Annotated in this window: 19 protein-coding genes and 6 pseudogenes; 18 read left to right on the top strand and 7 right to left on the bottom strand. The window is 72.5% G+C overall.

Annotated features, from left to right (window positions below; translation table 11 throughout):
* Window positions 1–73: 73 nt before the first annotated feature.
* From rpsD to DDQ41_RS32130, 17 genes and pseudogenes are all read left to right on the top strand, one after another.
* The gene (gene rpsD, locus DDQ41_RS01025; protein WP_109292736.1) at window positions 74–685 is read left to right on the top strand and encodes a 30S ribosomal protein S4; all 612 of its coding nucleotides are present in this window, start codon (window positions 74–76) and stop codon (window positions 683–685) included.
* Window positions 686–1056: 371 nt separating this feature from the next.
* Entirely contained in the window at window positions 1057–1524 is a 468-nt protein-coding gene (locus DDQ41_RS01020; protein ID WP_109292735.1) for a DUF948 domain-containing protein, read from the top strand.
* A 6-nt stretch (window positions 1525–1530) separates the two neighbouring features.
* On the top strand, window positions 1531–1878 hold the full coding sequence (locus DDQ41_RS01015; protein WP_109292734.1) for a DUF6167 family protein: 348 nt from the start codon (window positions 1531–1533) through the stop codon (window positions 1876–1878).
* Window positions 1878–4562: an alanine--tRNA ligase gene (gene alaS / locus DDQ41_RS01010; protein ID WP_109292733.1), complete on the top strand. Its 2685-nt coding sequence runs from the start codon at window positions 1878–1880 to the stop codon at window positions 4560–4562. Before DDQ41_RS01015 ends, alaS begins: the two co-directional genes overlap by 1 nt.
* Window positions 4562–5026 carry a Holliday junction resolvase RuvX gene (gene ruvX, locus DDQ41_RS01005; RefSeq protein WP_109292732.1) on the top strand — a complete coding sequence of 155 codons (465 nt, stop codon included), beginning with the start codon at window positions 4562–4564 and terminating at the stop codon, window positions 5024–5026. The genes alaS and ruvX overlap by 1 nt, the downstream gene beginning before the upstream one ends.
* A 103-nt stretch (window positions 5027–5129) precedes the next feature.
* Window positions 5130–6983: an endolytic transglycosylase MltG gene (mltG, locus tag DDQ41_RS00995; RefSeq protein ID WP_109292731.1), complete on the top strand. Its 1854-nt coding sequence runs from the start codon at window positions 5130–5132 to the stop codon at window positions 6981–6983.
* Window positions 6961–7803, top strand: coding sequence for a shikimate dehydrogenase (locus DDQ41_RS00990; protein ID WP_109292730.1), 843 nt, complete (start codon window positions 6961–6963; stop codon window positions 7801–7803). The genes mltG and DDQ41_RS00990 overlap by 23 nt, the downstream gene beginning before the upstream one ends.
* Before the next feature lie 219 nt (window positions 7804–8022).
* Window positions 8023–9207: a chorismate synthase gene (aroC, locus tag DDQ41_RS00985; protein ID WP_109292729.1), complete on the top strand. Its 1185-nt coding sequence runs from the start codon at window positions 8023–8025 to the stop codon at window positions 9205–9207.
* Complete coding sequence (locus DDQ41_RS00980; protein ID WP_109292728.1) at window positions 9204–9800, top strand: shikimate kinase; 597 nt, start codon at window positions 9204–9206, stop codon at window positions 9798–9800. The genes aroC and DDQ41_RS00980 overlap by 4 nt, the downstream gene beginning before the upstream one ends.
* Window positions 9797–10891 (top strand): 3-dehydroquinate synthase, encoded by a 1095-nt coding sequence (aroB, locus tag DDQ41_RS00975; protein ID WP_109292727.1) that lies wholly within the window; start codon window positions 9797–9799, stop codon window positions 10889–10891. The genes DDQ41_RS00980 and aroB overlap by 4 nt, the downstream gene beginning before the upstream one ends.
* A complete protein-coding gene (gene aroQ, locus DDQ41_RS00970; protein WP_109292726.1) occupies window positions 10888–11328 on the top strand; it encodes a type II 3-dehydroquinate dehydratase in 441 nt (146 codons plus the stop codon). The genes aroB and aroQ overlap by 4 nt, the downstream gene beginning before the upstream one ends.
* A 134-nt stretch (window positions 11329–11462) precedes the next feature.
* Window positions 11463–12281: pseudogene (locus DDQ41_RS00965) on the top strand (AAA family ATPase); the annotation flags it as partial.
* Window positions 12282–13145: 864 nt separating this feature from the next.
* Window positions 13146–13483: pseudogene (locus DDQ41_RS00955) on the top strand (antibiotic biosynthesis monooxygenase family protein).
* Window positions 13417–13737 (top strand): annotated as a pseudogene (locus DDQ41_RS32145) (NAD(P)-binding domain-containing protein); the annotation flags it as partial. The pseudogenes DDQ41_RS00955 and DDQ41_RS32145, both read left to right, overlap by 67 nt.
* Window positions 13670–13906: pseudogene (locus DDQ41_RS32140) on the top strand (hypothetical protein); the annotation flags it as partial. The pseudogenes DDQ41_RS32145 and DDQ41_RS32140, both read left to right, overlap by 68 nt.
* A gap of 622 nt (window positions 13907–14528) precedes the next feature.
* A complete protein-coding gene (locus DDQ41_RS32135) occupies window positions 14529–14705 on the top strand; it encodes a hypothetical protein (RefSeq protein ID WP_262508320.1) in 177 nt (58 codons plus the stop codon).
* A 1619-nt stretch (window positions 14706–16324) separates the two neighbouring features.
* Window positions 16325–16543 (top strand): hypothetical protein, encoded by a 219-nt coding sequence (locus DDQ41_RS32130; protein ID WP_262508321.1) that lies wholly within the window; start codon window positions 16325–16327, stop codon window positions 16541–16543.
* On the opposite strand, the gene DDQ41_RS32125 is transcribed toward DDQ41_RS32130, so the two are convergent.
* The 5 genes and pseudogenes from DDQ41_RS32125 to pgm form a co-directional block, all read right to left on the bottom strand.
* Window positions 16544–16720: a hypothetical protein gene (locus DDQ41_RS32125; protein WP_262508320.1), complete on the bottom strand. Its 177-nt coding sequence runs from the start codon at window positions 16718–16720 to the stop codon at window positions 16544–16546.
* A 536-nt stretch (window positions 16721–17256) separates the two neighbouring features.
* Entirely contained in the window at window positions 17257–17577 is a 321-nt protein-coding gene (locus DDQ41_RS32120; protein ID WP_262508697.1) for an NAD(P)-binding domain-containing protein, read from the bottom strand.
* Window positions 17558–17668: pseudogene (locus DDQ41_RS32115) on the bottom strand (NAD(P)-dependent oxidoreductase); the annotation flags it as partial. The gene DDQ41_RS32120 and the pseudogene DDQ41_RS32115, both read right to left, overlap by 20 nt.
* A gap of 93 nt (window positions 17669–17761) precedes the next feature.
* A pseudogene (locus tag DDQ41_RS00930) lies at window positions 17762–18099 on the bottom strand (antibiotic biosynthesis monooxygenase family protein).
* An 835-nt stretch (window positions 18100–18934) separates the two neighbouring features.
* Complete coding sequence (gene pgm, locus DDQ41_RS00925) at window positions 18935–20575, bottom strand: phosphoglucomutase (alpha-D-glucose-1,6-bisphosphate-dependent) (protein WP_109292723.1); 1641 nt, start codon at window positions 20573–20575, stop codon at window positions 18935–18937.
* Window positions 20576–20923: 348 nt separating this feature from the next.
* On the opposite strand from pgm, the gene DDQ41_RS00920 reads away from it, so the two are divergent.
* Window positions 20924–21544 carry an L-threonylcarbamoyladenylate synthase gene (locus DDQ41_RS00920; RefSeq protein ID WP_109297474.1) on the top strand — a complete coding sequence of 207 codons (621 nt, stop codon included), beginning with the start codon at window positions 20924–20926 and terminating at the stop codon, window positions 21542–21544.
* 189 nt (window positions 21545–21733) lie between these two features.
* On the opposite strand, the gene DDQ41_RS00915 is transcribed toward DDQ41_RS00920, so the two are convergent.
* Both DDQ41_RS00915 and DDQ41_RS00910 read right to left on the bottom strand, forming a co-directional pair.
* Window positions 21734–23023, bottom strand: coding sequence for a sugar ABC transporter permease (locus tag DDQ41_RS00915; RefSeq protein WP_109292722.1), 1290 nt, complete (start codon window positions 23021–23023; stop codon window positions 21734–21736).
* Complete coding sequence (locus DDQ41_RS00910) at window positions 23020–23781, bottom strand: ATP-binding cassette domain-containing protein (RefSeq protein WP_109292721.1); 762 nt, start codon at window positions 23779–23781, stop codon at window positions 23020–23022. The genes DDQ41_RS00915 and DDQ41_RS00910 overlap by 4 nt, the downstream gene beginning before the upstream one ends.
* Window positions 23782–23860: the final 79 nt, after the last annotated feature.

Here is a 23860-nt window from a genome sequence, read left to right as displayed (position 1 = left end):
CCATGTGGTCGAGACATTACGTCCTCCTCGAATAAGGCAAGGCTCACCTAACTTATATGGAGGTAGGTTCCCCGTGAACCAGTCGCGACCCAAGGTCAAGAAGTCGCGTGCACTCGGCATCGCCCTGACGCCGAAGGCCGTCAAGTACTTCGAGGCTCGCCCCTACCCGCCGGGTGAGCACGGCCGCGGCCGCAAGCAGAACTCGGACTACAAGGTCCGGCTGCTCGAGAAGCAGCGCCTTCGCGCGCAGTACGACGTCTCCGAGCGCCAGCTGGTCCGCGCCTACGAGCGCGCCAGCAAGGTGCAGGGCAAGACCGGCGAGGCCCTGATCATCGAACTCGAGCGCCGTCTCGACGCCCTGGTGCTCCGCTCCGGCATCGCCCGGACGATCTACCAGGCCCGTCAGATGGTCGTCCACGGCCACATCGAGGTCAACGGCAACAAGGTCGACAAGCCCTCGTTCCGTGTCCGTCCGGACGACGTCATCACGGTCCGCGAGCGCTCGCGCGACAAGCACCCGTTCCAGGTCGCCCGCGAGGGCGGCTACGCGCCCGACGGTGAGACCCCGCGCTACCTGCAGGTCAACCTCAAGGCGCTCGCCTTCCGCCTGGACCGGGACCCGAACCGCAAGGAGATCCCGGTGATCTGCGACGAGCAGCTCGTCGTCGAGTACTACGCCCGCTGAGCCGGCGGCAGTACCACCGGCCTTCGCGCCCCGGCCCGCCGCCCTCCCGCCCTCAGGGGTGGGGGAGCGGCGGGCTCTCGCGTTCGGCGTCCGAGTCAGCCGTGAGCGCGGGCGGCCGGGAGCGGCCCGTGGGAGTGCCCGCAACTCCCGCTCTGCGGTCACCGATCCGTTACGGGGGCCGGGCCCGGGCGCGATAGGGTCGGACGAGGGCTTTCGTAACGACCCCCGGTGACCCGCGGTGACCCGCGACGGGCCCCGGCGGGCCCGACAGGTCCTGAAGAACTCCGACAAAGCCCCGTCAGGCCCTGACGGGCCCTGACACAAGCTCCGACAAGCCCCGACAAGCCCCGACAAGCAGAGAGCGGTGCAGCGTGACCGGTGGAGAGGTTGCCGGGATCCTGGTGGCCGTCTTCTGGGCGATCCTGGTCTCCTTCCTCGCCGTGGTGCTGGTGAGACTGGCCCAGACGCTCAGGGCGACCACCCGGCTGATGGCGGAGGTGACCGAGCAGGCCGTTCCCCTGCTGGCCGACGCGTCGGCCACCGTCCGCTCCGCCCAGACCCAGCTCGACCGGGTCGAGGCCATCGCCTCCGACGTCCAGGAGGTGACCTCCAACGCGTCGGCGCTTTCCACCACGGTCGCCTCGACGTTCGGCGGCCCGCTCGTGAAGGTCGCCGCGTTCGGCTACGGCGTGCGCCGCGCGATGAGCCGGGACGGCCGCGACGGCCGCGACGGCCGGGACGGCCGGGACGGGGCCGGCGCACCGCCCGAGCAGGTGAGGCGCACGATCGTCGTCGGCCGCACCGTGCCGGCCGCCAGGCGCCGGAAGCGGAAGGACTGAGACCCGATGTTCCGTCGTGCGTTCTGGTTCACCGCCGGCGCCGCCGCCGGCGTGTGGGCCACCACCAAGGTCAACCGCAAGCTGAGGCAGCTGACCCCGGAGAGCCTCGCCGCCCAGGCGGCGAACAAGGCGATCGAGACCGGGTACCGCCTCAAGGACTTCGCCCTCGACGTCCGGGCCGGCATGGCCCAGCGCGAGGCCGAACTCGGTGAGGCGCTGGGCGTCGACGCCGCCGCCGACCGGGCGCTGCCCGCCCAGCGCCGCCGGGCCGCCCTGGAAAACCACAAGCACCACAAGAAGCACTACGGGATGCTTGACGAGAAGCCCCCGTACGACCGGAATGAGGACCACTGATGGAGTCGGCTGAAATCCGCCGCCGCTGGCTGAGCTTCTTCGAGGAGCGCGGGCACACCGTCGTGCCTTCGGCGTCGCTCATCGCGGACGACCCGACTCTGCTGCTGGTCAACGCGGGCATGGTCCCCTTCAAGCCGTACTTCCTCGGCGAGACCAAGCCGCCCGCGCCCCGCGCCACCAGCGTGCAGAAGTGCGTGCGCACCCCCGATATCGAAGAGGTCGGCAAGACCACCCGCCACGGCACCTTCTTCCAGATGTGCGGCAACTTCTCCTTCGGCGACTACTTCAAGGAAGGGGCCATCGCCTACGCCTGGGAGCTGCTGACCTCGCCGCAGGACAAGGGCGGTTACGGCCTCGATCCCGAGAGGCTCTGGATCACGGTCTACCTCGACGACGACGAGGCCGAGCGCATCTGGCGCGAGGTGGTCGGCGTCCCCGCCGAACGCATCCAGCGCCTGGGCAAGAAGGACAACTTCTGGTCCATGGGCGTCCCCGGACCGTGCGGCCCCTGCTCGGAGATCAACTACGACCGCGGTCCCGAGTTCGGCCCCGAGGGCGGCCCGGCGGTCAACGACGAGCGCTACGTGGAGATCTGGAACCTGGTCTTCATGCAGTACGAGCGCGGCGAGGGCTCCGGCAAGGAGGACTTCGAGATCGTCGGCGACCTGCCCAGCAGGAACATCGACACCGGTCTCGGCCTCGAACGCCTCGCCATGATCCTCCAGGGCGTCCGGAACATGTACGAGACGGACACCCTGCGGGTCGTCATCGACAAGGCCACGGAACTCACCGGCGTGCGCTACGGCGACAGCCACGAGTCGGATGTGTCCCTCCGCGTGGTCGCCGACCACATCCGCACGTCCGTGATGCTCATCGGCGACGGCGTCACCCCCGGCAACGAGGGCCGCGGCTACGTCCTGCGCCGCATCATGCGCCGCGCCATCCGCAACATGCGGCTCCTCGGCGCCACCGGACCCGTCGTCGCCGCGCTGGTCGACGTGGTGATCAAGAGCATGGGCCGGCAGTACCCGGAGCTGGAGACCGACCGCAAGCGGGTCGAGACCGTCGCGCTCGCCGAGGAGGCCCGCTTCCTCAAGACGCTGAACGCCGGCACCAATGTGCTGGACGGCGCCGTCACCGAGGCCCGCGGGGCCGGCTCGACCGTCCTCTCCGGCGACAAGGCGTTCCTGCTCCACGACACCTGGGGCTTCCCGATCGACCTCACCCTCGAGATGGCCGCCGAGCAGGGCCTGACCGTGGACGAGGACGGCTTCCGCCGGCTGATGAAGGAGCAGCGGGAGCGCGCCAAGGCCGACGCCAGGGCCAAGAAGACCGGCCACGCCGATCTGTCGTCGTACCGCGAGGTAGCCGACGCCTCCGGTGCGACCGAGTTCACCGGCTACACGCACACCGAGGGCGAGTCGACCGTCGTCGGCCTGCTCGTCGACGGCGTGCCCTCGCCGGCCGCCTCCGAGGGCGACGAGGTCGAGGTCGTCCTCGACCGCACCCCCTTCTACGCCGAGGGCGGCGGCCAGCTCGCCGACCAGGGGAGGATCAGGCTGGACAGCGGCGCGGTCATCGAGGTCCGCGATGTGCAGCAGCCGGTTCCCGGCGTCTCCGTGCACAAGGGCTCGGTGCAGGTGGGCGAGGTGACCGTGGGCGCCTCCGCCCACGCCGCCATCGACGTCCGGCGGCGCCGGGCCATCGCCCGCGCCCACAGCGCCACCCACCTCACCCACCAGGCGCTGCGGGACGCCCTCGGCCCGACGGCCGCCCAGGCCGGCTCCGAGAACTCCCCGGGCCGCTTCCGCTTCGACTTCGGTTCGCCGTCCGCCGTGCCCGGCACCGTGCTGTCCGACGTGGAGCAGCGGATCAACGAGGTGCTGGCCCGTGAACTCGACGTCCAGGCGGAGGTCATGGGCATCGACGAGGCCAGGAGGCAGGGCGCCATCGCCGAGTTCGGCGAGAAGTACGGCGAGCGCGTCCGGGTCGTCACCATCGGGGACTTCTCCAAGGAGCTGTGCGGCGGCACGCATGTGCACAACACCTCGCAGCTGGGTCTGGTGAAGCTGCTCGGCGAGTCCTCGATCGGTTCCGGTGTGCGCCGCATCGAGGCTCTCGTCGGCGTCGACGCCTATCACTTCCTCGCCAGGGAGCACACCGTCGTCGCCCAGCTCCAGGAGCTGGTCAAGGGGCGTCCGGAGGAACTCCCGGAGAAGATCGCCACCGTGCTCGGCAAGCTGAAGGACGCCGAGAAGGAGATCGAGAAGTTCCGCGCCGAGAAGGTACTCCAGGCCGCCGCCGGTCTGGCCGAGGGCGCCAGGGACGTCCGGGGCACGGCGCTGGTCACCGGCCGGGTCCCGGACGGTACGTCCGCCGACGACCTGCGCAGGCTGGTCCTCGACGTACGCGGCCGGATGCAGCGGCTGCCGGGGGCCGGCGACCGTCCGGCGGTGGTGGCGCTGTTCACCACGGCCGGCGGACGTCCGCTCACCGTCATCGCCACCAACGAGGCCGCCCGCGAGCGCGGGCTCAAGGCCGGTGAGCTGGTCCGTGCCGCCGCCAGGGCCCTCGGCGGCGGCGGTGGCGGCAAGCCGGACGTCGCCCAGGGCGGCGGCCAGAACCCGGAGGCGATCGGCGGCGCCGTCGAGGCCGTCGAGCGCCTGGTCGCCGAGACGGCCTGATGCGCAGAGGACGCCGTCTCTCGATCGACGTCGGGGACGCCCGGATCGGGGTCGCCTCGTGCGACCCCGACGGGATCCTCGCCACCCCGGTCGAGACCGTGCCGGGGCGGGACGTCCCCGCCGCCCATCGTCGGCTGCGGCAGCTGGTCGAGGAGTACGAGCCGATCGAGGTGGTGGTGGGCCTGCCCCGCTCGCTGAGGGGCGGCGAGGGTCCCGCGGCGGCCAAGGTCCGCGCCTTCGCGCAGGACCTGGCCCGCGGTGTCCATCCGGTGCCGGTGCGACTGGTCGACGAGAGGATGACCACGGTGACGGCCGGCCAGGGGCTCCGCGCCTCGGGCGTCAAGTCCAGAAAGGGACGGTCCGTCATCGACCAGGCCGCGGCGGTGGTCATCCTTCAGAACGCGCTGGAGGCCGAACGGACCTCGGGGGGTCCCCCGGGCGAGGGCGTCGAAGTGGTCATCTGATCGCGATACGGTAACGTTCCGCGCGATGCGGCGGTGTTCGAACAGCCGCCGCACTACGTAGAGGCGGAGCGCCCGGCGCCCGTCTCGCGGCTCTAGGGGATCGATGACTGAATATGGCCGGGGCCCCGGCTCCGAACCGTGGCACCCCGAGGATCCTCTGTACGGGGACCAGGGGTGGACAGGGCAGCAGGGCGGCGCCGGCCCCGCGTCCTACGGTGGCCGGCCGCAGCAGCAGTTCCCGCAGCAGCCGCAGGACGAGGCCCACCAGGAGAACGCCCGGTACCAGACCGGTCATCAGCAGCAGTACGGCCAGGACCGGTACGGACGGCAGCAGTACGGCCAGGACCAGCACCAGGACCGGTACGGCCAGGACCAGCACCAGCACCAGGACCAGTACGGCCAGGAGCAGCACCAGCACCAGGACCGGTACGGCCAGGAGCAGCACCAGCACCAGGACCGGTACGGGCAGCAGCCGTACGCCCGGCAGCAGTACGGTACGGCGCAGTACGACACCGGGCAGTACGGTCCGCAGGACTCCGGCGGCCGGCCGTACGACCCCGCCTGGGACGGCGGCGGGCAGCCCGCGATGCCGTACGACCCGGGGCCCGCCCCCTACGGCGGGGGCGGCGACTACTACCGCACCGCCGACGCCTATCCGCCGCCGCAGCCTCCCGGGCACCGCACCGAGCCGCAGCCCCGGGAAGAGCGGCCCGTCCCGGCGGACGACGGTCCGCCGTCCGGCGGGCGGGAGGAGGACCACCCGTTCTTCACGGGTGACGACCGCGGCGGCGGCGAAGGCGGCGGCGAAGGCGGCGGCGATCCCGCCGGGTCGCCCCGCCGTGGCGGTGACGGCCGCAGCGGGGCCAAGAAAAAGAAGAAGGGCCGCAACGGCTTCGCCTGCCTGTTCGTCGCCCTGGTCCTGGTCGGTGGTGCCGGCGGCGCGGTCTACGTCGGAAACCAGTTCTGGCAGGGCCAGTTCGGCGCGGCCCCCGACTTCGACGGCCCCGGCAGCGGGAGCGTGCAGGTCGAGATCCCGCTGGGGGCCAGTGGTACGGACATCGGCAGCGCGCTCAAGAAGGCCGGGGTGGTCAAGAGCGTCGACGCCTTCGTCTCCGCGCAGAACGACAATCCGCGCGGCACCAGCATCCAGGACGGCGTCTACACCCTGAAGAAGGAGATGTCGGCCGAGGAGGCCGTCAAGGCGCTGCTCGACCCGAACAACCGCAACGCCCTCAGCATCGCCGAGGGCGCGCGGAACGCGGCGATCTACGAGCTGATCGACAAGCGCCTCGAACTCGACCCCGGCACGACGAAGTCCGTCGCCGGCAAGGAGGCCGGGAACCTCGGACTCCCCGTGTGGGCCCAGAACCACGAGAACGTCAAGGACCCGCTGGAAGGATTCCTCTACCCGGCCACCTACCCGGTCGCGCCGGGCTCCAGGCCGGAGACGATCCTCAAGGCGATGGTCGCCAGGGCCAACCAGGAGTACGGGAAGATCGACCTCGAGGCCAAGGCGAAGCAGTTCAAGCTGAGGAACGCCTGGGAACTGATCACCGTGGCCAGCCTGGTGCAGGCGGAGGGCAAGAACGAGGACGACTACCGGAAGATGGCCGAGGTCGTCTACAACCGCCTGAAGCCCACCAACACCGAGACCAACCAGCTCCTGCAGTTCGACTCGGCCTTCAACTACCTCAAGGGCCAGAGCAAGATCGACATCAGTGAGCGGGAGATCAACAGCAACCAGGACCCGTACAACACGTACACCCGGAAGGGGCTGCCGCCCGGTCCCATCGGCAACCCCGACCTGACGGCGCTGAACGCCTCGATCAACCCGACCTCGGACGGCTGGCTCTACTTCGTCGCGACGGACGGCAAGGAGAAGACCGAGTACGCCAGGACGCACGCGGACTTCGAGAAGCTCAAGGAGAAGTTCAATGGAACGCGTGGCGGCAACTGACCCGCGCCGGGCGGCGGTCCTCGGCTCCCCCATCGCCCACTCGCTCTCCCCGGTGCTCCACCGGGCCGCCTACGCGGCGCTCGGTCTGACCGGCTGGTCCTACGACCGGTTCGAGGTGGCGGAGGCGGACCTGGAGGGCTTCCTCCGGGGACTGGACGCGAGCTGGGCCGGACTGTCGCTGACCATGCCGCTGAAACGGGCGGTCATCCCGCTGCTCGACGGGATCAGCGACACCGCCGCAGCGGTCGAGGCCGTCAACACGGTCGTCATCGCCGAGGACGGCCGGCGCACCGGCGACAACACCGACATCCCCGGGATGGTCGCGGCCCTGCGCGAGCGCGGGGTGGCGGAGGTCGACCACGCGGCCGTGCTGGGTGCGGGGGCCACCGCCTCCTCGGCGCTCGCCGCGCTCGGCCGGATCTGCACCGGACCCGTCACCGCGTATGTGCGCAGCCGGGCCCGGGCCGAGGAGATGCGGGGGTGGGGCGAACGGCTCGGTGTGGAGGTGCACGCCGCCGACTGGGCGGAGGCGGCGCACGCCCTCGACGCTCCACTGGTCGTCTCCACCACCCCGGCCGGGGCGACGGACATCCTGGTCCCGTACGTCCCGGAGCGTCCCGGAACCCTCTTCGACGTGCTCTACGACCCCTGGCCCACTCCGCTGGCCGCGGCATGGACCGGACAGGGCGGCTCGCTGGTCGGCGGACTCGACCTGCTCGTGCACCAGGCCGTCTTCCAGGTCGAGCTGATGACCGGGCGCTCGCCGGCCCCGCTGGCGGCGATGCGCGCCGCCGGCGAGGAAGCCCTCGCCGGGCGCTGATCCCGGGCCGCGCCGCGCCCCGCACCCCCGGCCGGGCCCCGTCCCGGCGTCCGTCTGCTGGACCACCGGCCTGATCCACCGCGGGGACGTGGGAGGATCGGGGTAGGCGGCCCGGGCCGCACCGCTCCCGGCCAGCACAGGACGGGTGCGACTCCGGCAGTAGGAGGAGTGCCCCGGGGCCGCGTCGTCGCAGACCAGGCGCGAGCGTGAGGAGCACCGTTGAGCAGGTTGCGTTGGCTGACCGCGGGGGAGTCGCACGGACCCGCACTGGTGGCGACGCTGGAGGGACTTCCCGCCGGCGTCCCGGTCAGCACGGAGATGGTGGCGGACCACCTGGCACGGCGGCGCCTGGGTTACGGACGCGGCGCGCGGATGAAGTTCGAGCGCGACGAGGTCACCTTCCTCGGCGGTGTGCGCCACGGGCTCACTCTGGGCTCCCCGATCGCGATCATGGTGGGCAACACCGAGTGGCCCAAGTGGGAGCAGGTCATGGCCGCCGACCCGGTGGACCCGGCCGTACTCGGTGAACTCGCCCGCAACGCCCCGCTGACCAGGCCCCGGCCCGGCCACGCCGACCTCGCGGGAATGCAGAAGTACGGCTTCGACGAGGCCCGCCCGATCCTGGAGCGCGCGAGCGCCCGGGAGACCGCGGCCCGGGTCGCCCTCGGGGCAGTCGCCCGCTCCTACCTCAGGGAGACCGCGGGCGTCGAGATCGTCTCGCATGTGACCGAACTCGCCGCCGCGAAGGCCCCGCGGGGGGTCTACCCGACCCCGGCCGACGTCGACAGGCTCGACGCAGACCCGGTGCGCTGCCTGGACGCCGACGCGTCGAAGGCGATGGTCGCGGAGATCGACCAGGCCCACAAGGACGGCGACACCCTCGGCGGTGTCGTCGAGGTGCTCGCCTACGGCGTCCCCGTCGGTCTCGGCTCGCACGTCCACTGGGACCGCCGCCTCGACGCCCGGCTCGCCGCCGCGCTGATGGGCATCCAGGCGATCAAGGGCGTCGAGGTCGGCGACGGCTTCGAACTGGCCCGGGTGCCCGGCTCCAGGGCCCATGACGAGATCGTCCGCACCGAGGACGGCATCCGCCGCTCCTCCGGCCGCTCCGGCGGCACCGAGGGCGGTCTGGCCACGGGCGAACTGCTGCGGGTGCGCGCCGCGATGAAGCCGATCGCGACCGTGCCGCGCGCGCTGATGACCGTCGACGTCAGCACCGGCGAGACCGCCGCCGCACACCATCAGCGCTCCGACGTGTGCGCCGTACCCGCCGCCGGCATCGTCGCCGAGGCGATGGTGGCGCTGGTGCTGGCGGACGCCGTCGCGGAGAAGTTCGGCGGTGACAGCGTCCCCGAGACCCGCCGCAACGTGCGGTCCTACCTCGAGAACCTGGCCATCCGGTGAGCGAGGCACCCGAGCCCGCGCCCCCGCGGTCCGCGGCGGACTCCCGCGGTGCCGGCCCCGGCGCCGGCGACCCGGCCCCGGGCGGGCCGAGGGTCGTGCTGATCGGGCCGATGGGCGTCGGCAAGTCCACGGTCGGCGCCCTGCTGGCCGAGCGCCTCGGCACCGGCTACCGCGACACCGACGCGGACATCGTGGCGGCCGAGGGCCGGGAGATCTCGGACATCTTCGTCGAGGACGGCGAACCGCGCTTCCGCGAGCTGGAGCGCGCGGCCGTCCGCGCCGCCGTCGCCGAGCACACGGGTGTGCTCGCCCTCGGCGGCGGCGCGATCCTCGACCGGGGGACCCGCGAGCTGCTGTCCGGGCTGCCGGTCGCCTATCTCTCGATGGACGTCGAGGAGGCCGTGCGCCGCGTCGGGCTGAACACCGCCCGCCCGCTGCTGGCCGTCAACCCGCGCCGCCAGTGGCGCGAGTTGATGGATGCCCGCCGGCACCTCTACACCGAAGCCGCCCGGGTCGTCGTCGCCACCGACGGCCGTACGCCCGGAGAGGTCGCCCAGGCGGTCCTCGACGCACTCGAATGGAAGGACGCATGACCGAGCAGGCAGTCACCCGCATCCAGGTCGGCGGCACCGCGGGCACCGACCCGTACGAGGTGCTCGTCGGACGCAGTCTGCTGGGCGAACTCCCCGGACTGATCGGGCCCAGGGCCAAGCGCGTCGCCGTCGTCCACCCCGAGGCCCTCGCCGAGACCGGCGACGAGATCCGGCGGGACCTCTCCCGGCAGGGCTACGAGGCCGTCGCCATCCAGGTGCCCAACGCCGAGGAGGCCAAGACCGCCGAGGTCGCGGCGTACTGCTGGAAGGCCCTCGGCCAGACCGGCTTCACCCGCACCGACGTCATCGTCGGTGTCGGCGGCGGCGCCACGACCGACCTCGCCGGGTTCGTCGCCGCGAGCTGGCTCCGCGGAGTGCGCTGGATCGCCGTGCCCACCACGGTCCTCGCCATGGTGGACGCGGCCGTGGGCGGCAAGACCGGCATCAACACCGCCGAGGGCAAGAACCTCGTGGGCGCCTTCCACCCGCCCGCCGGGGTGATCTGCGACCTCGGCGCGCTGGACTCCCTGCCCGTGCACGACTACGTCAGCGGCCTGGCCGAGATCATCAAGGCCGGATTCATCGCGGACCCGGCCATCCTGGAGCTGATCGAGGCCGACCCGGAGGGTGCCCGCACCCCCGCCGGGCCCCACACGGCGGAGCTGGTCGAGCGCTCGATCCGGGTCAAGGCGGACGTCGTCTCCAGCGATCTCAGGGAGTCCGGCCCCCGGGAGATCCTCAACTACGGGCACACGCTGGCGCACGCCATCGAGAAGAACGAGCGCTACAAGTGGCGGCACGGCGCCGCCGTCTCCGTCGGCATGGTCTTCGCGGCCGAACTCGGCCGTCTCGCGGGGCGGCTGGACGACGCGACCGCGGACCGGCACCGGGCCGTGCTGGAATCGGTCGGGCTGCCGCTCACCTACCGCGGGGACCAGTGGCCGAGGCTGCTGGAGACCATGAGGGTCGACAAGAAGTCCCGCGGCGACCTGCTGCGCTTCATCGTGCTCGACGGCCTGGCCAAGCCCACCGTGCTGGAGGGCCCGGACCCGGCCGTGCTGCTCGCCGCGTTCGGCGAGGTGTCCGCGTGAGCCGCCGGGTGCTCGTCCTGAACGGCCCGAACCTCGGGCGCCTGGGCTCCCGGGAGCCGGACGTCTACGGTTCCACCTCCTACGCGGGGCTGGTCGGCACCTGCCGGACGCTGGGCGGGGAACTCGGCTTCGAGGTCGACGTCCGGGAGACCAACGACGAGGGGGAGATGATCCGCTGGCTGCACGAGGCCGCCGACGGATCGATCCCGGTCGTGATCAACCCCGGTGCGTTCACGCACTACTCGTACGGCATGCGCGACGCGGCGGCCCAGCGGACCGCCCCGCTCATCGAGGTGCACATCTCGAACCCGTACGCCCGCGAGGAGTTCCGCCACACGTCGGTGATCGCGGCCGTCGCCTCCGGAACCGTCGCCGGGTTCGGGATCGGCTCCTACCGGCTGGCGCTGCGCGCGCTGGCCGAGGAACTCGACGGCTGAACCCGTTCCGTCCCGGGTGCTTCGCGGCCCTCCCGGCCGCTCCCTCACAAGCGGCCGGGAAGGGTACCGTTCGGTAAGGACGGTCCGACTCCCGTCCGACCAGCGTGAACTCGTGACGGACGGAGTGGCACCGGATGCATCACACAGGGGGAGTCCCGCTGCCTCCCCACGGTCCGGGACGGGTCCCGGAGCCCGGGCACGGCCCGGCGGCCGGATGGGAACGGCAGGCCCGGCACCCCGTCCCTCCGCCGCCGCAGGGGCCGCCGGTCCGGGGGTGGAGCGGTCCGGTACCGCAGCAGGCTCCCATACCGCACTCCCCGGACTCCCCGCACCCCTCGCGTGTCCCGCACGTCCCGCACGTCCCGCACACCTCGCACGTGCCGCACGCCCCGGATTCCGCAGGACACCTTCCCCTGCCGCCGGGCGGGTCGGCTCCGGCACCCCCACCGCCCCCGCCCGCGGGCACCGGCACCGGCAGCGGCACCGGGGCCGCCACGCACGCCGGGAACGGCACCGGGGCCGCCACGCTCGCCGTACTGCTGATCGGACCGGCGGGCGCGGGCAAGACGACCGTCGCCCGCCACTGGGCGCGCCGCCGCCCCGTACCCACCGCGCACATCAGCCTCGACGACGTCCGGGAATGGGTCTGCTCCGGCTTCGCCGACCCCCAGACGGGCTGGAACGAGCAGTCGGAGACCCAGTACCGCCTGGCCCGCCGCACCTGCGGCTTCGCCGCCCGCAACTTCCTGGCCAACGGGATCTCCTGCATCCTCGACGACGCCGTCTTCCCCGACCGCCCCGTCGTCGGGCTCGGCGGATGGAAGCGCCACGTGGGGCCCGGACTGCTGCCCGTGGTGCTTCTGCCCGGCCTGGAGGTCGTCCTGGAGCGCAACGCCGAGCGCAGCGGCAACCGCCGCCTCTCGGACGAGGAGGTCGCCGGCATCCACGGCCGCAGCCACCCACCCATCACTCAAGAAGCAACGCACCCCGGCCGTGATGCTGCGGGCGCCCGCTGACCCTCATTGGGGATCCGAAAGCCTCTCTGACCTGCTGTTCTAGCGCCTGCGTCCAGGGTGACATGTTTCCGATGACCCACCACGTAGAGTGCGTCGCGATCCTTGAACCGGCCGCAAAGGGAAGTCGTACCGGCCGGTCGTCGGCGGCCCCGGCCGCGGGTGGCCATCGCGGCCTGAGTCCTCGCGGCCGTCCCGCTCCGCCGCTTCACGGCCCCGCTCGCCCGGCCGGCGGCGGCCGTGGTGCCGTGCGCTGAGAGCCGGTGCACGACGTGCACGGCGTGATGGCGAGCGGGCCGGACGACGCGAACGGCACGCACGGACGGACGGGCCCAAGAGCGCGAACGGCGCGAACGGACGGACGGGCCGAACGGCGCGAACGGAGTGACCAGCAGAACGGGGCGACCGGCGCGACCGGAGTGCACGGCCGGACGGCACCCGCGAAGGACTCCGGGCCGGAGTGCCGGAGGGCGGCGGCGAACCGGCCCGCCTGCCCCGGCCCGGCCGCAAGGCGCCCGGTCGCCGCCCGGCGTTGGGCCATCGGGCGGCTTTCGTACAGCCGAACGCGGGCAGGCCGCCCGGCCGTGTGGTGACCGGTGCCCGAAGGGGGAACACAACCCGTTCACCGGGTCCCGGAACGCCCTCGCCCGCATGTCCGGCACCCTTTGGTCACTCACCGCATGGACTAATCACGGAGCGGTACCCCCTGCGCCCATTGGGGTGTCCGCCATTCGGAGTTGCAGCCCCCAGGGCCATGAGTCCTTAGAAAGCGTGTCCCGCCGGTTCTCACCATCAGGAGGAGACATGGGCACTGTGCAGGAACGGCCGACAGAAGACAGGCTGTCCGTGGTTTTCGCGGTCCGGGTCATCGAGGGCGGCGAAGAGGGGTTCCTGGAAATGTACGACAAGCTCCGGAAGTCCGTCGCCGGCACTCCCGGCCACATCGTCGAGCGGCTCGGTGAGCCCGTCGACGACTCCCGTCAGTGGGTGATCACCAGCGAGTGGGAGACTCCCGAGCACTTCTTCGCCTGGCAGCAGAGCGACGACCACCGCCCCTGGTGGCCCCGCTCCGCGAATGGGTCGACTCGACGCAGTCCCTGAGGTTCCGAGTCGTCATGGAGACCGTGAAGGAGACGTCATGACCTACACCACGAACGGCCCCGTCGCCGTCCTCGGTCTCGGCACCATGGGCGGCGGCCTGGCCTCACGCCTCCTCGGTCAAGGCATACAGGTCCGGGTGTGGAACCGCACCCCGGAGCGTGCCGAGCCGTTCGCCAGGGCGGGCGCCTTCGCGGCGTCCCGCCCGAGCGAGGCGGTCGAGGGCACGAGTGCCGCCATCTGCACCGTCGCCGACGGCGAGGCCCTGCGGACGGTGCTGCGCGGCCCGGACGGGATCCTGGCCCGGGCGGCTACCCCGCGCCCTGATCTGCGCCAGCACCGTCGCGCCCGACGAGGTCGTCCGCCTCGCCGGGGACGCGCCCGCCGTCCTGGACGTCGGCATGCTCGGCAACCGCGACCACGCCCGCGACGGCGAACTGCGCCTGTTCGTGGGCGGCGAGGAGCGGGTCTTCGCCGCAGGCCGGCCGCTGCTGGAGATGCTGGCCAAGGAGGTCGTCCATACTGGGCGCACTCGGTTCCGGCATGCGGATGAAGCTGCTCCTCAACCTGCTGATGGGCATAGAGGTGCAGGCGATGGCCGAGGCCGCCGAGCTGGCGGCCGCCTCCGGGCTCGACGGAAGCAGGTCCTGCGCACCATAGCGGGCAGCGGTCGCGTCACCGGTCATGTCGTTCAAGTCCCGCGCCTCGCCTCGGGCGCTTCGAGGAGCCGGACTTCCGCTGCGGCTGATGGCCAAGGACCTCATGCTCGCAACGGAGCAGCCGAAGCCTCCGGCCTGAGCCTGCCGCTCACCGCGGCGGCCGCGGAGACCCATGTCCGCCCACCGAGCACGGGTTCGGTGACGAGGACTGCGCCGCGGTCACCCGCGCCCTCACACGGAAACCGGGAACCGACAAATGATCATCGACATCCACGGACACCTGTCCCCGCCGGAGGCGGCCAAACGCTTCCCCATGCCCCCCAGCCCTGACCGACGTGGACGGCATGCTCGCCGCCCGCGCCCAGGCCGGAATCGACCTCACCATCATCGGCAGCCCCGTCGGCGCCGGGCGATGGCGCGGGTTCCGGGCGTGGACAACTACAAGCAACCGCGCGACCGGCTGCGTGGCTTCCACGCGTGGATGTCGGGCTTGATCACCGAGTTCCCGGACCAGTTGCGCGGGTACGTGTACGCGAACCCGTTCGGGGACGACGACCATCTGGAAGGGGTACGGGAGACGCTGGCGGACCCGCCTTCGTCGGCCTGATCACCACTTTCCAGCGTGCACGGTGAGCTGCTCGGCTCGCCGCGGGCGGACTCCTTCTTCGCGCTGGCCGCCGAGGTGGGAGTGCCCCGTCATGGTGCACGCGCCGGCCAACGATCGGCACGGAGCGGGTGGAGAACATCGCCTTCGTCGAGCAGATCGGCCGTTTCGGCGACGTCACCATGGGCATGGCCATGATCGCTTTCGCGGGGTGGCTGGACAAGTACCCCGGTCTGCGGCTGATCGGCGCGGACCGGCGGCGGGGCCATGGCCCTGCTGCCGGAGCGCCTCCAGATGGCGGCACGCCCCCGGCACTGGGGCGGGGGCGGCCGCCCTCCGCCCCGCCGGAGGCCGGCCGGCAGGGGGCCGGCGGGACCCGGTCCGGACGGCCTCCGTCCGGCCGGCCCCCGGGGGCCGCGGAGCCGACCGTCCAGGCGTCGCCCGACCCGGGCGCCGCACTGCGCCGCATGTACGTCGACACCAGCCCGTTCAGCCCCGCCCATCTGAGCCTCACGCGGAGGTGCTCGGGCCGAGCGGATGCTGTTCGGCACCGACTCGCCGCCGCTGTCGGTGCCCTCGAGGACCTCATCCGCATGATCGAGAAGCTGCCCCTCGACAGGGCGCCCAGCAGCGCATTCCTCGCGGCAACGCCGAGGCCCTCTTCGACCTCAGGAGCCGTCCGTGACCACGACGCACGACCCCGTCGCGCCACGTGGTGCACCGCATCGCGACCGCTCCCGGCGTAGCGCCGAGCAGGCTCCAGTCCCGTGATGCCACCGGGAAGCGAACGCCGGCAGCAGGTCGAACGGCTCCCCGGTCGGGACGCGTCCGGAGCGGTCACGAGTCCTGGACTGCCGCAGGGCCTGACCGGCCGCGGGTACCGGAGGACGGCTTGGACGGGTGGTCTTGGCGCTGGAGTTGACATGTTGTCAACTCCAGCGCCACCACGGTCGCAAGATCCTCCGGTACGCGGCGTCAGGCCCCGTACATGTCTGCCAGGCCGGGGTCCGGCGCCGCGCGGGCGCCGACCGGGGATCAGGTACGTCCTGATGCCGGCGGCGGTTTCATCGGGCGACACGGTGTCCCCGAGTGCGCGTACACCGGGTGCGGTCCGCGATGCGGTGCACCGCGTGTGCGCGACGGGGTCGTGCGTCGTGGTCACGGACGGCTCCTGAGGTCGAAGAGGGCCTCGCGTTGCCGCGAGGAATGGCGCTGCTGGCCGCCCTGTCGAGGGGCAGCTTCTCGATCATGCGGATGAGGTCCTCGAGGGCACCGACAGCGGCGGCGAGTCGGTGCCGAACAGCATCCGCTCGGGCCCGAGCACCTCCGCGTGAGGCTCAGATGGGCGGGGCTGAACGGGCTGGTGTCGACGTACATGCGGCGCAGTGCGGCGCCCGGGTCGGGCGACCCCTGGACGGTCGGCTCCGCGGCCCCCGGGGCCGGCCGGACGGGAGGCCGTCCGGACCGGGTCCCGCCGGCCCCCTGCCGGCCGGCCTCCGGCGGGGCGGAGGGCGGCGCGCCCCCGCCCCAGTGCCGGGGGCGTGCCGCCATCTGGAGGCGCTCCGGCAGCAGGGCCATGGCCCCCCGCCCCGGTCGCGCCGATCAGCCGCAGACCGGGGTACTTGTCCAGCCACCCCGCGAAAGCGATCATGGCCATGCCCATGGTGACGTCGCCGAAACGGCCGATCTGCTCGACGAAGGCGATGTTCTCCACCCGCTCCGTGCCGATCGTTCGGCCGCGCGTGCACCATGACGGGCACTCCCACCTCGGCGGCCAGCGCGAAGAAGGAGTCCGCCCGCGGCGAGCCGAGCAGCTCACCGTGCACGCTGGAAAGTGGTGATCAGGCCGACGAAGGCGGGTCCGCCAGCGTCTCCCGTACCCCTTCCAGATGGTCGTCGTCCCCGAACGGGTTCGCGTACACGTACCCGCGCAACTGGTCCGGGAACTCGGTGATCAAGCCCGACATCCACGCGTGGAAGCCACGCAGCCGGTCGCGCGGTTGCTTGTAGTTGTCCACGCCCGGAACCCGCGCCATCGCCCGGCGCCGACGGGGCTGCCGATGATGGTGAGGTCGATTCCGGCCTGGGCGCGGGCGGCGAGCATGCCGTCCACGTCGGTCAGGGCTGGGGGGCATGGGGAAGCGTTTGGCCGCCTCCGCGGGGACAGGTGTCCGTGGATGTCGATGATCATTTGTCGGTTCCCGGTTTCCGTGTGAGGGCGCGGGTGACCGCGGCGCAGTCCTCGTCACCGAACCCGTGCTCGGTGGCGCGGACATGGGTCTCCGCGGCCGCCGGGGTGAGCGGCAGGCTCAGGCCGGAGGCTTCGGCTGCTCCGTTGCGAGCATGAGGTCCTTGGCCATCAGCCGCAGCGGAAGTCCGGCTCCTCGAAGCGCCCGAGGCGAGCGCGGGACTTGAACGGACATGACCGGTGACGCGAACGCTGCCCGCTATGGTGCGCAGGACCTGCTTCGGTCGAGCCCGGAGGCGGCCGCCAGCTCGGCGGCCTCGGCCATCGCCTGCACCTCTATGCCCATCAGCAGGTTGAGGAGCAGCTTCATCCGCATGCCGGAACGAGTGCGCCCAGATGGACGACCTCCTTGGCCAGCATCTCCAGCAGCGGCCGGCCTGCGGCGAAGAACCCGCTCCTCGCCGCCACGAACAGGCGCAGTTCGCCGTCGCGGGCGTGGTCGCGGTTGCCGAGCATGCCGACGTCCAGGACGGCGGGCGCGTCCCCGGCGAGGCGGACGACCTCGTCGGGCGCGACGGTGCTGGCGCAGATCAGGGCGCGGGGTAGCCGCCCGGGCCAGGATCCCGTCCGGGCCGCGCAGCACCGTCCGCAGGGCCTCGCCGTCGGCGACGGTGCAGATGGCGGCACTCGTGCCCTCGACCGCCTCGCTCGGGCGGGACGCCGCGAAGGCGCCCGCCCTGGCGAACGGCTCGGCACGCTCCGGGGTGCGGTTCCACACCGGACCTGTATGCCTTGACCGAGGAGGCGTGAGGCCAGGCCGCCGCCCATGGTGCGAGACCGAGGACGGCGACGGGGCCGTTCGTGGTGTAGGTCATGACGTCTCCTTCACGGTCTCCATGACGACTCGGAACCTCAGGGACTGCGTCGAGTCGACCCATTCGCGGAGCGGGGCCACCAGGGCGCGTGGTCGTCGCTCTGCTGCCAGGCGAAGAAGTGCTCGGGAGTCTCCCACTCGCTGGTGATCACCCACTGACGGGAGTCGTCGACGGGCTCACCGAGCCGCTCGACGATGTGGCCGGGAGTGCCGGCGACGGACTTCCGGAGCTTGTCGTACATTTCCAGGAACCCCTCTTCGCCGCCCTCGATGACCCGGACCGCGAAAACCACGGACAGCCTGTCGTTCTGTCGGCCGTTCTGCACAGTGCCCATGTCTCCTCCTGATGGTGAGAACCGGCGGGACACGCTTTCTAAGGACTCATGGCCCCTGGGGGCTGCAACTCCGAATGGCGGACACCCCAATGGGCGCAGGGGGTACCGCTCCGTGATTAGTCCATGCGGTGAGTGACCAAAGGGTGCCGGCATGCGGGCGAGGGCGTTCCGGGACCCGTGAACCGGGTTGTGTTCCCCCTTCGGGCACCGGTCACCACACGGCCGGGCGGCCTGCCCGCCGTTCGGCTGTACGAAAGCCGCCCGATGGCCCAACGCCCGGGCGGCCGACCGGGCGCCTTGCGGCCGGGCCGGGCAGGCGGGCCGGTTCCGCCACCGCCCTCCGGCACTCCGGCCCGGAGTCCTTCGCGGGTGCCGTCCGGCCGTGCACTCCGGTCGCGCCGGTCGCCCCGTTCTGCTGGTCACTCCGTTCGCGCCGTTCGGCCCGTCCGTCCGTTCGCGCCGTTCGCGCTCTTGGGCCCGTCCGTCCGTGCGTGCCGTTCGCGTCGTCCGGCCCGCTCGCCATCACGCCGTGCACGTCGTGCACCGGCTCTCAGCGCACGGCACCACGGCCGCCGCGGCCGGCGAGCGGGGCCGTGAAGCGGCGGAGCGGGACGGCCGCGAGGACTCAGGCCGCGATGGCCACCGCGGCGGGGCCGCCGGGGCCGCCCGGTAGCGGGGAGCCCCGGCGCACCACCGGGCCCGCGCGGTAAGAGCGCGCGGCCCGGGCCGCCCCGTCCGCGACGCACCGGTTCCGTGCGGTTCGGCGCCGCGGCCGCACGGGGCGGCGCCGGACACCCGCTGCCCCCCGCGGCCGGTGGGATCGGGAGCGCCGGGTTCAGCCGTGCAGCGCCGCCGCCACCACGGACCGCGCCTCCTCCTGCACCCGGGCCAGATGACCGGAGCCGAGGAACGACTCGGCGTACACCTTGTAGACGTCCTCCGTGCCCGAGGGGCGGGCGGCGAACCAGGCGTTGGCGGTGCTCACCTTGATGCCCCCGATGGGCGCGCCGTTGCCCGGCGCATGGGTGAGCACGGCGGTGACCGGCTCCCCGGCCAGGGTGTCCGCGGACACCTGCCCGGGAGAGAGCCGGCTGAGCACGGCCTTCTCCTCGCGGGTGGCCGGAGCGTCCACCCGGGCGTAGGCCGGTTCGCCGAACCGCTCGGTGAGCGAGGCGTAGTGGCGGCTCGGCGACACCCCCGTCACGGCCAGCATCTCGGACGCCAGCAGGGCCAGCACGATGCCGTCCTTGTCGGTCGTCCACACCGAGCCGTCCCGGCGCAGGAACGAGGCGCCGGCGGACTCCTCACCGCCGAAACCGAGCGATCCGTCGAGCAGCCCGTCCACGAACCACTTGAAGCCGACCGGCACTTCGCGGAGTTCGCGGCCGAGGTCGGCGGCCACCCGGTCGATCATGCCCGAGGACACCAGCGTCTTGCCGACCGCCGCCCCGGCAGGCCACCGGGAGCGGTGGCGGAAGAGGTACGAGATCGCGGCGGACAGGTAGTGGTTGGGGTTCATGAGCCCGCCGTCCGGGGTGACGATGCCGTGCCGGTCGGCGTCCGCGTCGTTGCCCGTGGCGACCTGGAACAGCTCGCGCTGCCCGATCAGTGACGCCATCGCGTGGGGGGAGGAGCAGTCCATCCGGATCCTGCCGTCCCAGTCCAGCGTCATGAACCGCCAGGCCGGGTCGGTGAGCGGGTTGACGACGGTCAGGTCGAGGCGGTGCTGCTCGGCGATCCGGCCCCAGTACGCGACGGACGCACCGCCGAGCGGATCGGCGCCGATGCGCACGCCCGCGGCGCGCACCGCGTCGAGGTCGAGCACCGAGGGCAGGTCGGACACGTAGGAGCCGAGGAAGTCGTACCGTCCGGTCGTCGCGGCGGAGAGCGCCCGCGCCCAGGGGATCCGCCGTACGTCCTTCAGCCCGCCGGTGATGATCTCGTTGGCGCGCTCCTGGATCCAGCCGGTGGCCTCGGAGCCGGCGGGTCCGCCGTTCGGCGGGTTGTACTTGAAGCCCCCGTCCGACGGTGGGTTGTGGGAGGGCGTGACCACCACACCGTCGGCCAGGCCGGTGTCGCGGCCGCGGTTGTGGAGGAGGACGGCGTGCGAGACGGCGGGGGTGGGGGTGTAGCCGTCGGCCTCGTCGATCAGCACGGTGACCCCGTTGGCGGCGAACACCTCGACGGCCGTCACCCTCGCGGGTTCGGACAGCGCATGGGTGTCGGCACCCAGGAACAGCGGCCCGTCGATGCCCTGCCGGCTCCGGTGCTCGCAGATCGCCTGGCTGGTCGCGGCGATGTGGTCCTCGTTGAAGGCCGTGGCCAGGGACGAACCGCGATGTCCCGAGGTGCCGAAGGCGACCCGCTGCGCGGGGTCCGCCGGGTCGGGGTGCAGGGCGTAGTACGCCGTCACCAGCCGGGGCACGTCGATGAGGTCCTCCGGCCGCGCCGGCTGTCCCGCGCGCTCGTTCGGCATCCGTCCACTCCTCCGTATCGGTCGGGTGCGACCAGGGCAGGTGCCATGATCGCCCGCCGGTCGCCGTTCGTCCGGTTGCCCCACCGCACCCACGTGCCGGCGGGCGTCCCAACCGGGCATGCCCAGCGTGCGTGTCTGCACGCTTCCCTGTTCGCGATTCCCGGGAATCCGCCGAGTTCCGTACGAGGGCCGGCCGGTCCGGTGCCGTACGTCGGCGGCCGGCCCGTTCCGTCCCGTACGACGGCCGTCCGCCCGGTGCGCTACGTCGGCCGGCCGGCCGGTCCGGGACGCCGTCGGCGCCGGCGGACCGACCGCGGCGTGATCACCCTGATCGCCTACACTCACCGGATGGCGAAGTACTTCGACGTCCACCCCGAGAACCCGCAGCCCCGCACCATCGGCACCGTGGCCGGCACCATCCGGTCCGACGGCCTGGTGGTGTACCCCACGGACTCCTGTTTCGCCCTGGGCTGCCGTCTCGGCAGCAGGGACGGCATCAACCGGATCCGCTCGATCCGCAACCTCGACGACCGGCACCACTTCACCCTCGTCTGCCGGGACTTCGCCCAGCTCGGCCAGTTCGTGCACGTCGACAAGGACGTCTTCCGCGCGGTCAAGGCGACCACCCCCGGCAGCTACACGTTCATCCTGCCGGCGACCAAGGAGGTTCCGCGCCAGCTGATGCACCCCAGGAAGAGGACGGTGGGCGTGCGGATTCCCGACCATGTCGTCGCTCAGGCACTGGTGGAGGAACTCGGCGAGCCGCTGCTCTCCAGCACCCTTCTCCTGCCGGGTGAGGACGAGCCCATGACCCAGGGCTGGGAGATCAAGGAGCGGCTCGACCACGTGGTGGACGCCGTGCTCGACTCGGGGGACTGCGGCACCGAGCCGACCACCGTCGTCGACTTCTCCGGCGGTGGACCGGAGATCGTGCGCCGGGGCGCCGGCGACACCGCGCGGTTCGAGTAGCCGAGGGCCCGCGAGCCGCCCCGGGCGGTCGCCGGACCGGGGGCCCGCCCGGGCTCACGCTGCCCACCCGGGCGGCACCGTGTTCCGCGGCGGTGTGCGGGAGCCCGCCCGGGCTCACGCTGCCCACCCGGACGGCACCGTGTTCCGCGGCGGTGTGCGGGGTCCCGCCCGGGGTCCCGCGCCGGCGGGTCATACCCTGCCGTGCGCCCGCTGCGAGCGGCGGGACAGCGAGTCGAGGACCACGGCCGCCAGCAGCACACCCCCGGTGATCACCGACTGCATCGGGGTCGGGATGCCGAGCAGCACCATGCCCGAGGCGATCGACTGGATGACGAGCATGCCCAGCAGCACCGACCACGTCGACCCGCGCCCGCCGAACAGGCTGACACCGCCGATCACGGCCGCGGCGATCGCGTTGATCAGCAGAATGCTGGAGCCCGAGGTCTGGCCGACCGCGGCCACCCGGGAGGCCAGGAAGAGGCCGCCGACCGCGGCCAGCGTCCCGGACACCATGAACGCCGAGATCCGCAGCCACACCACGTTGATACCGGCCCGCCGGGCGGCCTCGGTACCGCCGCCGACGGAGACGATCCGGCGCCCGTAGTAGGTGCGCCGCAGGACGAAGTCGAGGCCGAGGACGAAGACCAGGAAGACCAGCAGGGCGAGCGGCAGGCCCTGGAACCGGTTCAGGATCCAGGCGGCGGCGAACGCGACCACCGCCACCGCCGCCGTGCGCCCGGCGATGACGCGGAGCGGCCGGTACGCCACTCCGACCGCGCGGCGCCTGCGGGAGTTCCGGTACGACGCGACGAGGAACCCGGCCACGCTCAGCGCGGCCAGTCCGTAGGCGACCGCGACATCCCTGAAGTAGTAGCTGGTCAGCGCGTTGACAAAGCCCTCCTCGGGGAGGTTGACGGTGCCGCTGACACCGAGGACGTACAGCATGAGCCCGTTCCAGGCCAGCAGTCCCGCCAGGGTGACGACGAACGCCGGGACGCCGAGCCGGGCCGCGCAGAACCCCTGGGTGGCCCCGATCGCCGCACCCACCACCAGGGCGGCGAGGACCGCCAGCCACTCCGGCATGCCCTGGTTCACGTTCAGGACCGCGAACACGGCCGCGGTGAGTCCGCTGACCGAGCCGACGGACAGATCCACGTCGCCGAGCAGCAGGACGAAGACCAGACCGAGTGCGATCATGCCCGTGCCGACGATGTCGATGCTGAGGTTGGACAGATTGCGCGGCGAGAGGAACTGCTGGTCCAGGCTCTGGAAGACGATCCACAGCAGCGCGACGCCGATGGCCCCCGGAAGCGGTGTGAACTCGCCGCCGCGCATCCGGCCGGCGAAGCCGCGGGCATGGCCGCGCAGACCGCCGCCGGTGTCCGCGCGGCGCTGGTCGCCGGGCGCGGGCCCACTGCCCGGCCGGCCTTCGCCGCCCCTCGTGTCGCCTGCGCCTCCCGCCGCTCGGGTCCGCCTCACCGCAGCACCTCCCCCCACCGGTCCCGGCGATGGGCCACCGCGTTGTCGGTGGCACCGGTCATGGAGGAGACGATCTGCTCCTGGGAGGTGGTGGGCACGCTGAAGAAGCCGTTGTTTCGGCCGAGGTGCAGCACCGCGACGTGGTCCGCGACGGCCTTCACGTCCCCCAGGTTGTGGCTCACCAGGAGCACTCCGAGGCCGCGGTCCCGCAGCCGCTCGATCAGGTCGAGGAACTGGGCGGTCTGCCGGACCCCCAGCGCGGCGGTGGGTTCGTCCAGGATCAGCAGTCTGGGTTCGCCGAGCAGCGCGCGGGCGATGGCCACCGTCTGCCGCTGGCCCGCGGAGAGCGTGGCGACCGGCACCCGGAAGTCGGGCAGCCGCGTCGACAGCGAATCCAGCACGTCCAGCTCCCGGGCCCGTCGCTCCATGGCCACCTCGTCGAGGACCACTCTCCCGCCGAGTTCGTGTCCCAGGAAGATGTTGCCGACGACATCGAGCGTCTCGCACAGGGCGAGGTCCTGGTAGACGCTGGCGATGCCCAGGCCCTGGGCGTCGCGGGGGCGGGCGATCCGCACGGGGCGGCCGTCCCACTCGATGACGCCCTCGTCGGCGGGGCCGACGCCGGTGATGACCTTGACCAGCGTGGACTTGCCCGCCCCGTTGTCGCCGACCAGGGCGACGACTTCGCCGGCGCGGAGGTCCAGCTCGACGTCGGACAGCGCCCGGACGGCGCCGAACCGCTTGCTGACGCCCCGCATCGCCAGGAGTGGTGCGCTCGGCACGTGGACCGCCTCCTTCGCCCGTCCCGTCCTTCCGGCCCCGGGTGCGCCGCACGAG

It is taken from the genome of Streptomyces spongiicola (genome assembly GCF_003122365.1).
GTDB lineage: Bacteria > Actinomycetota > Actinomycetes > Streptomycetales > Streptomycetaceae > Streptomyces > Streptomyces spongiicola.
The sequence above is the reverse complement of the archived record's forward strand: the minus strand, read 5'-3'. Positions and strand labels throughout refer to the sequence as shown.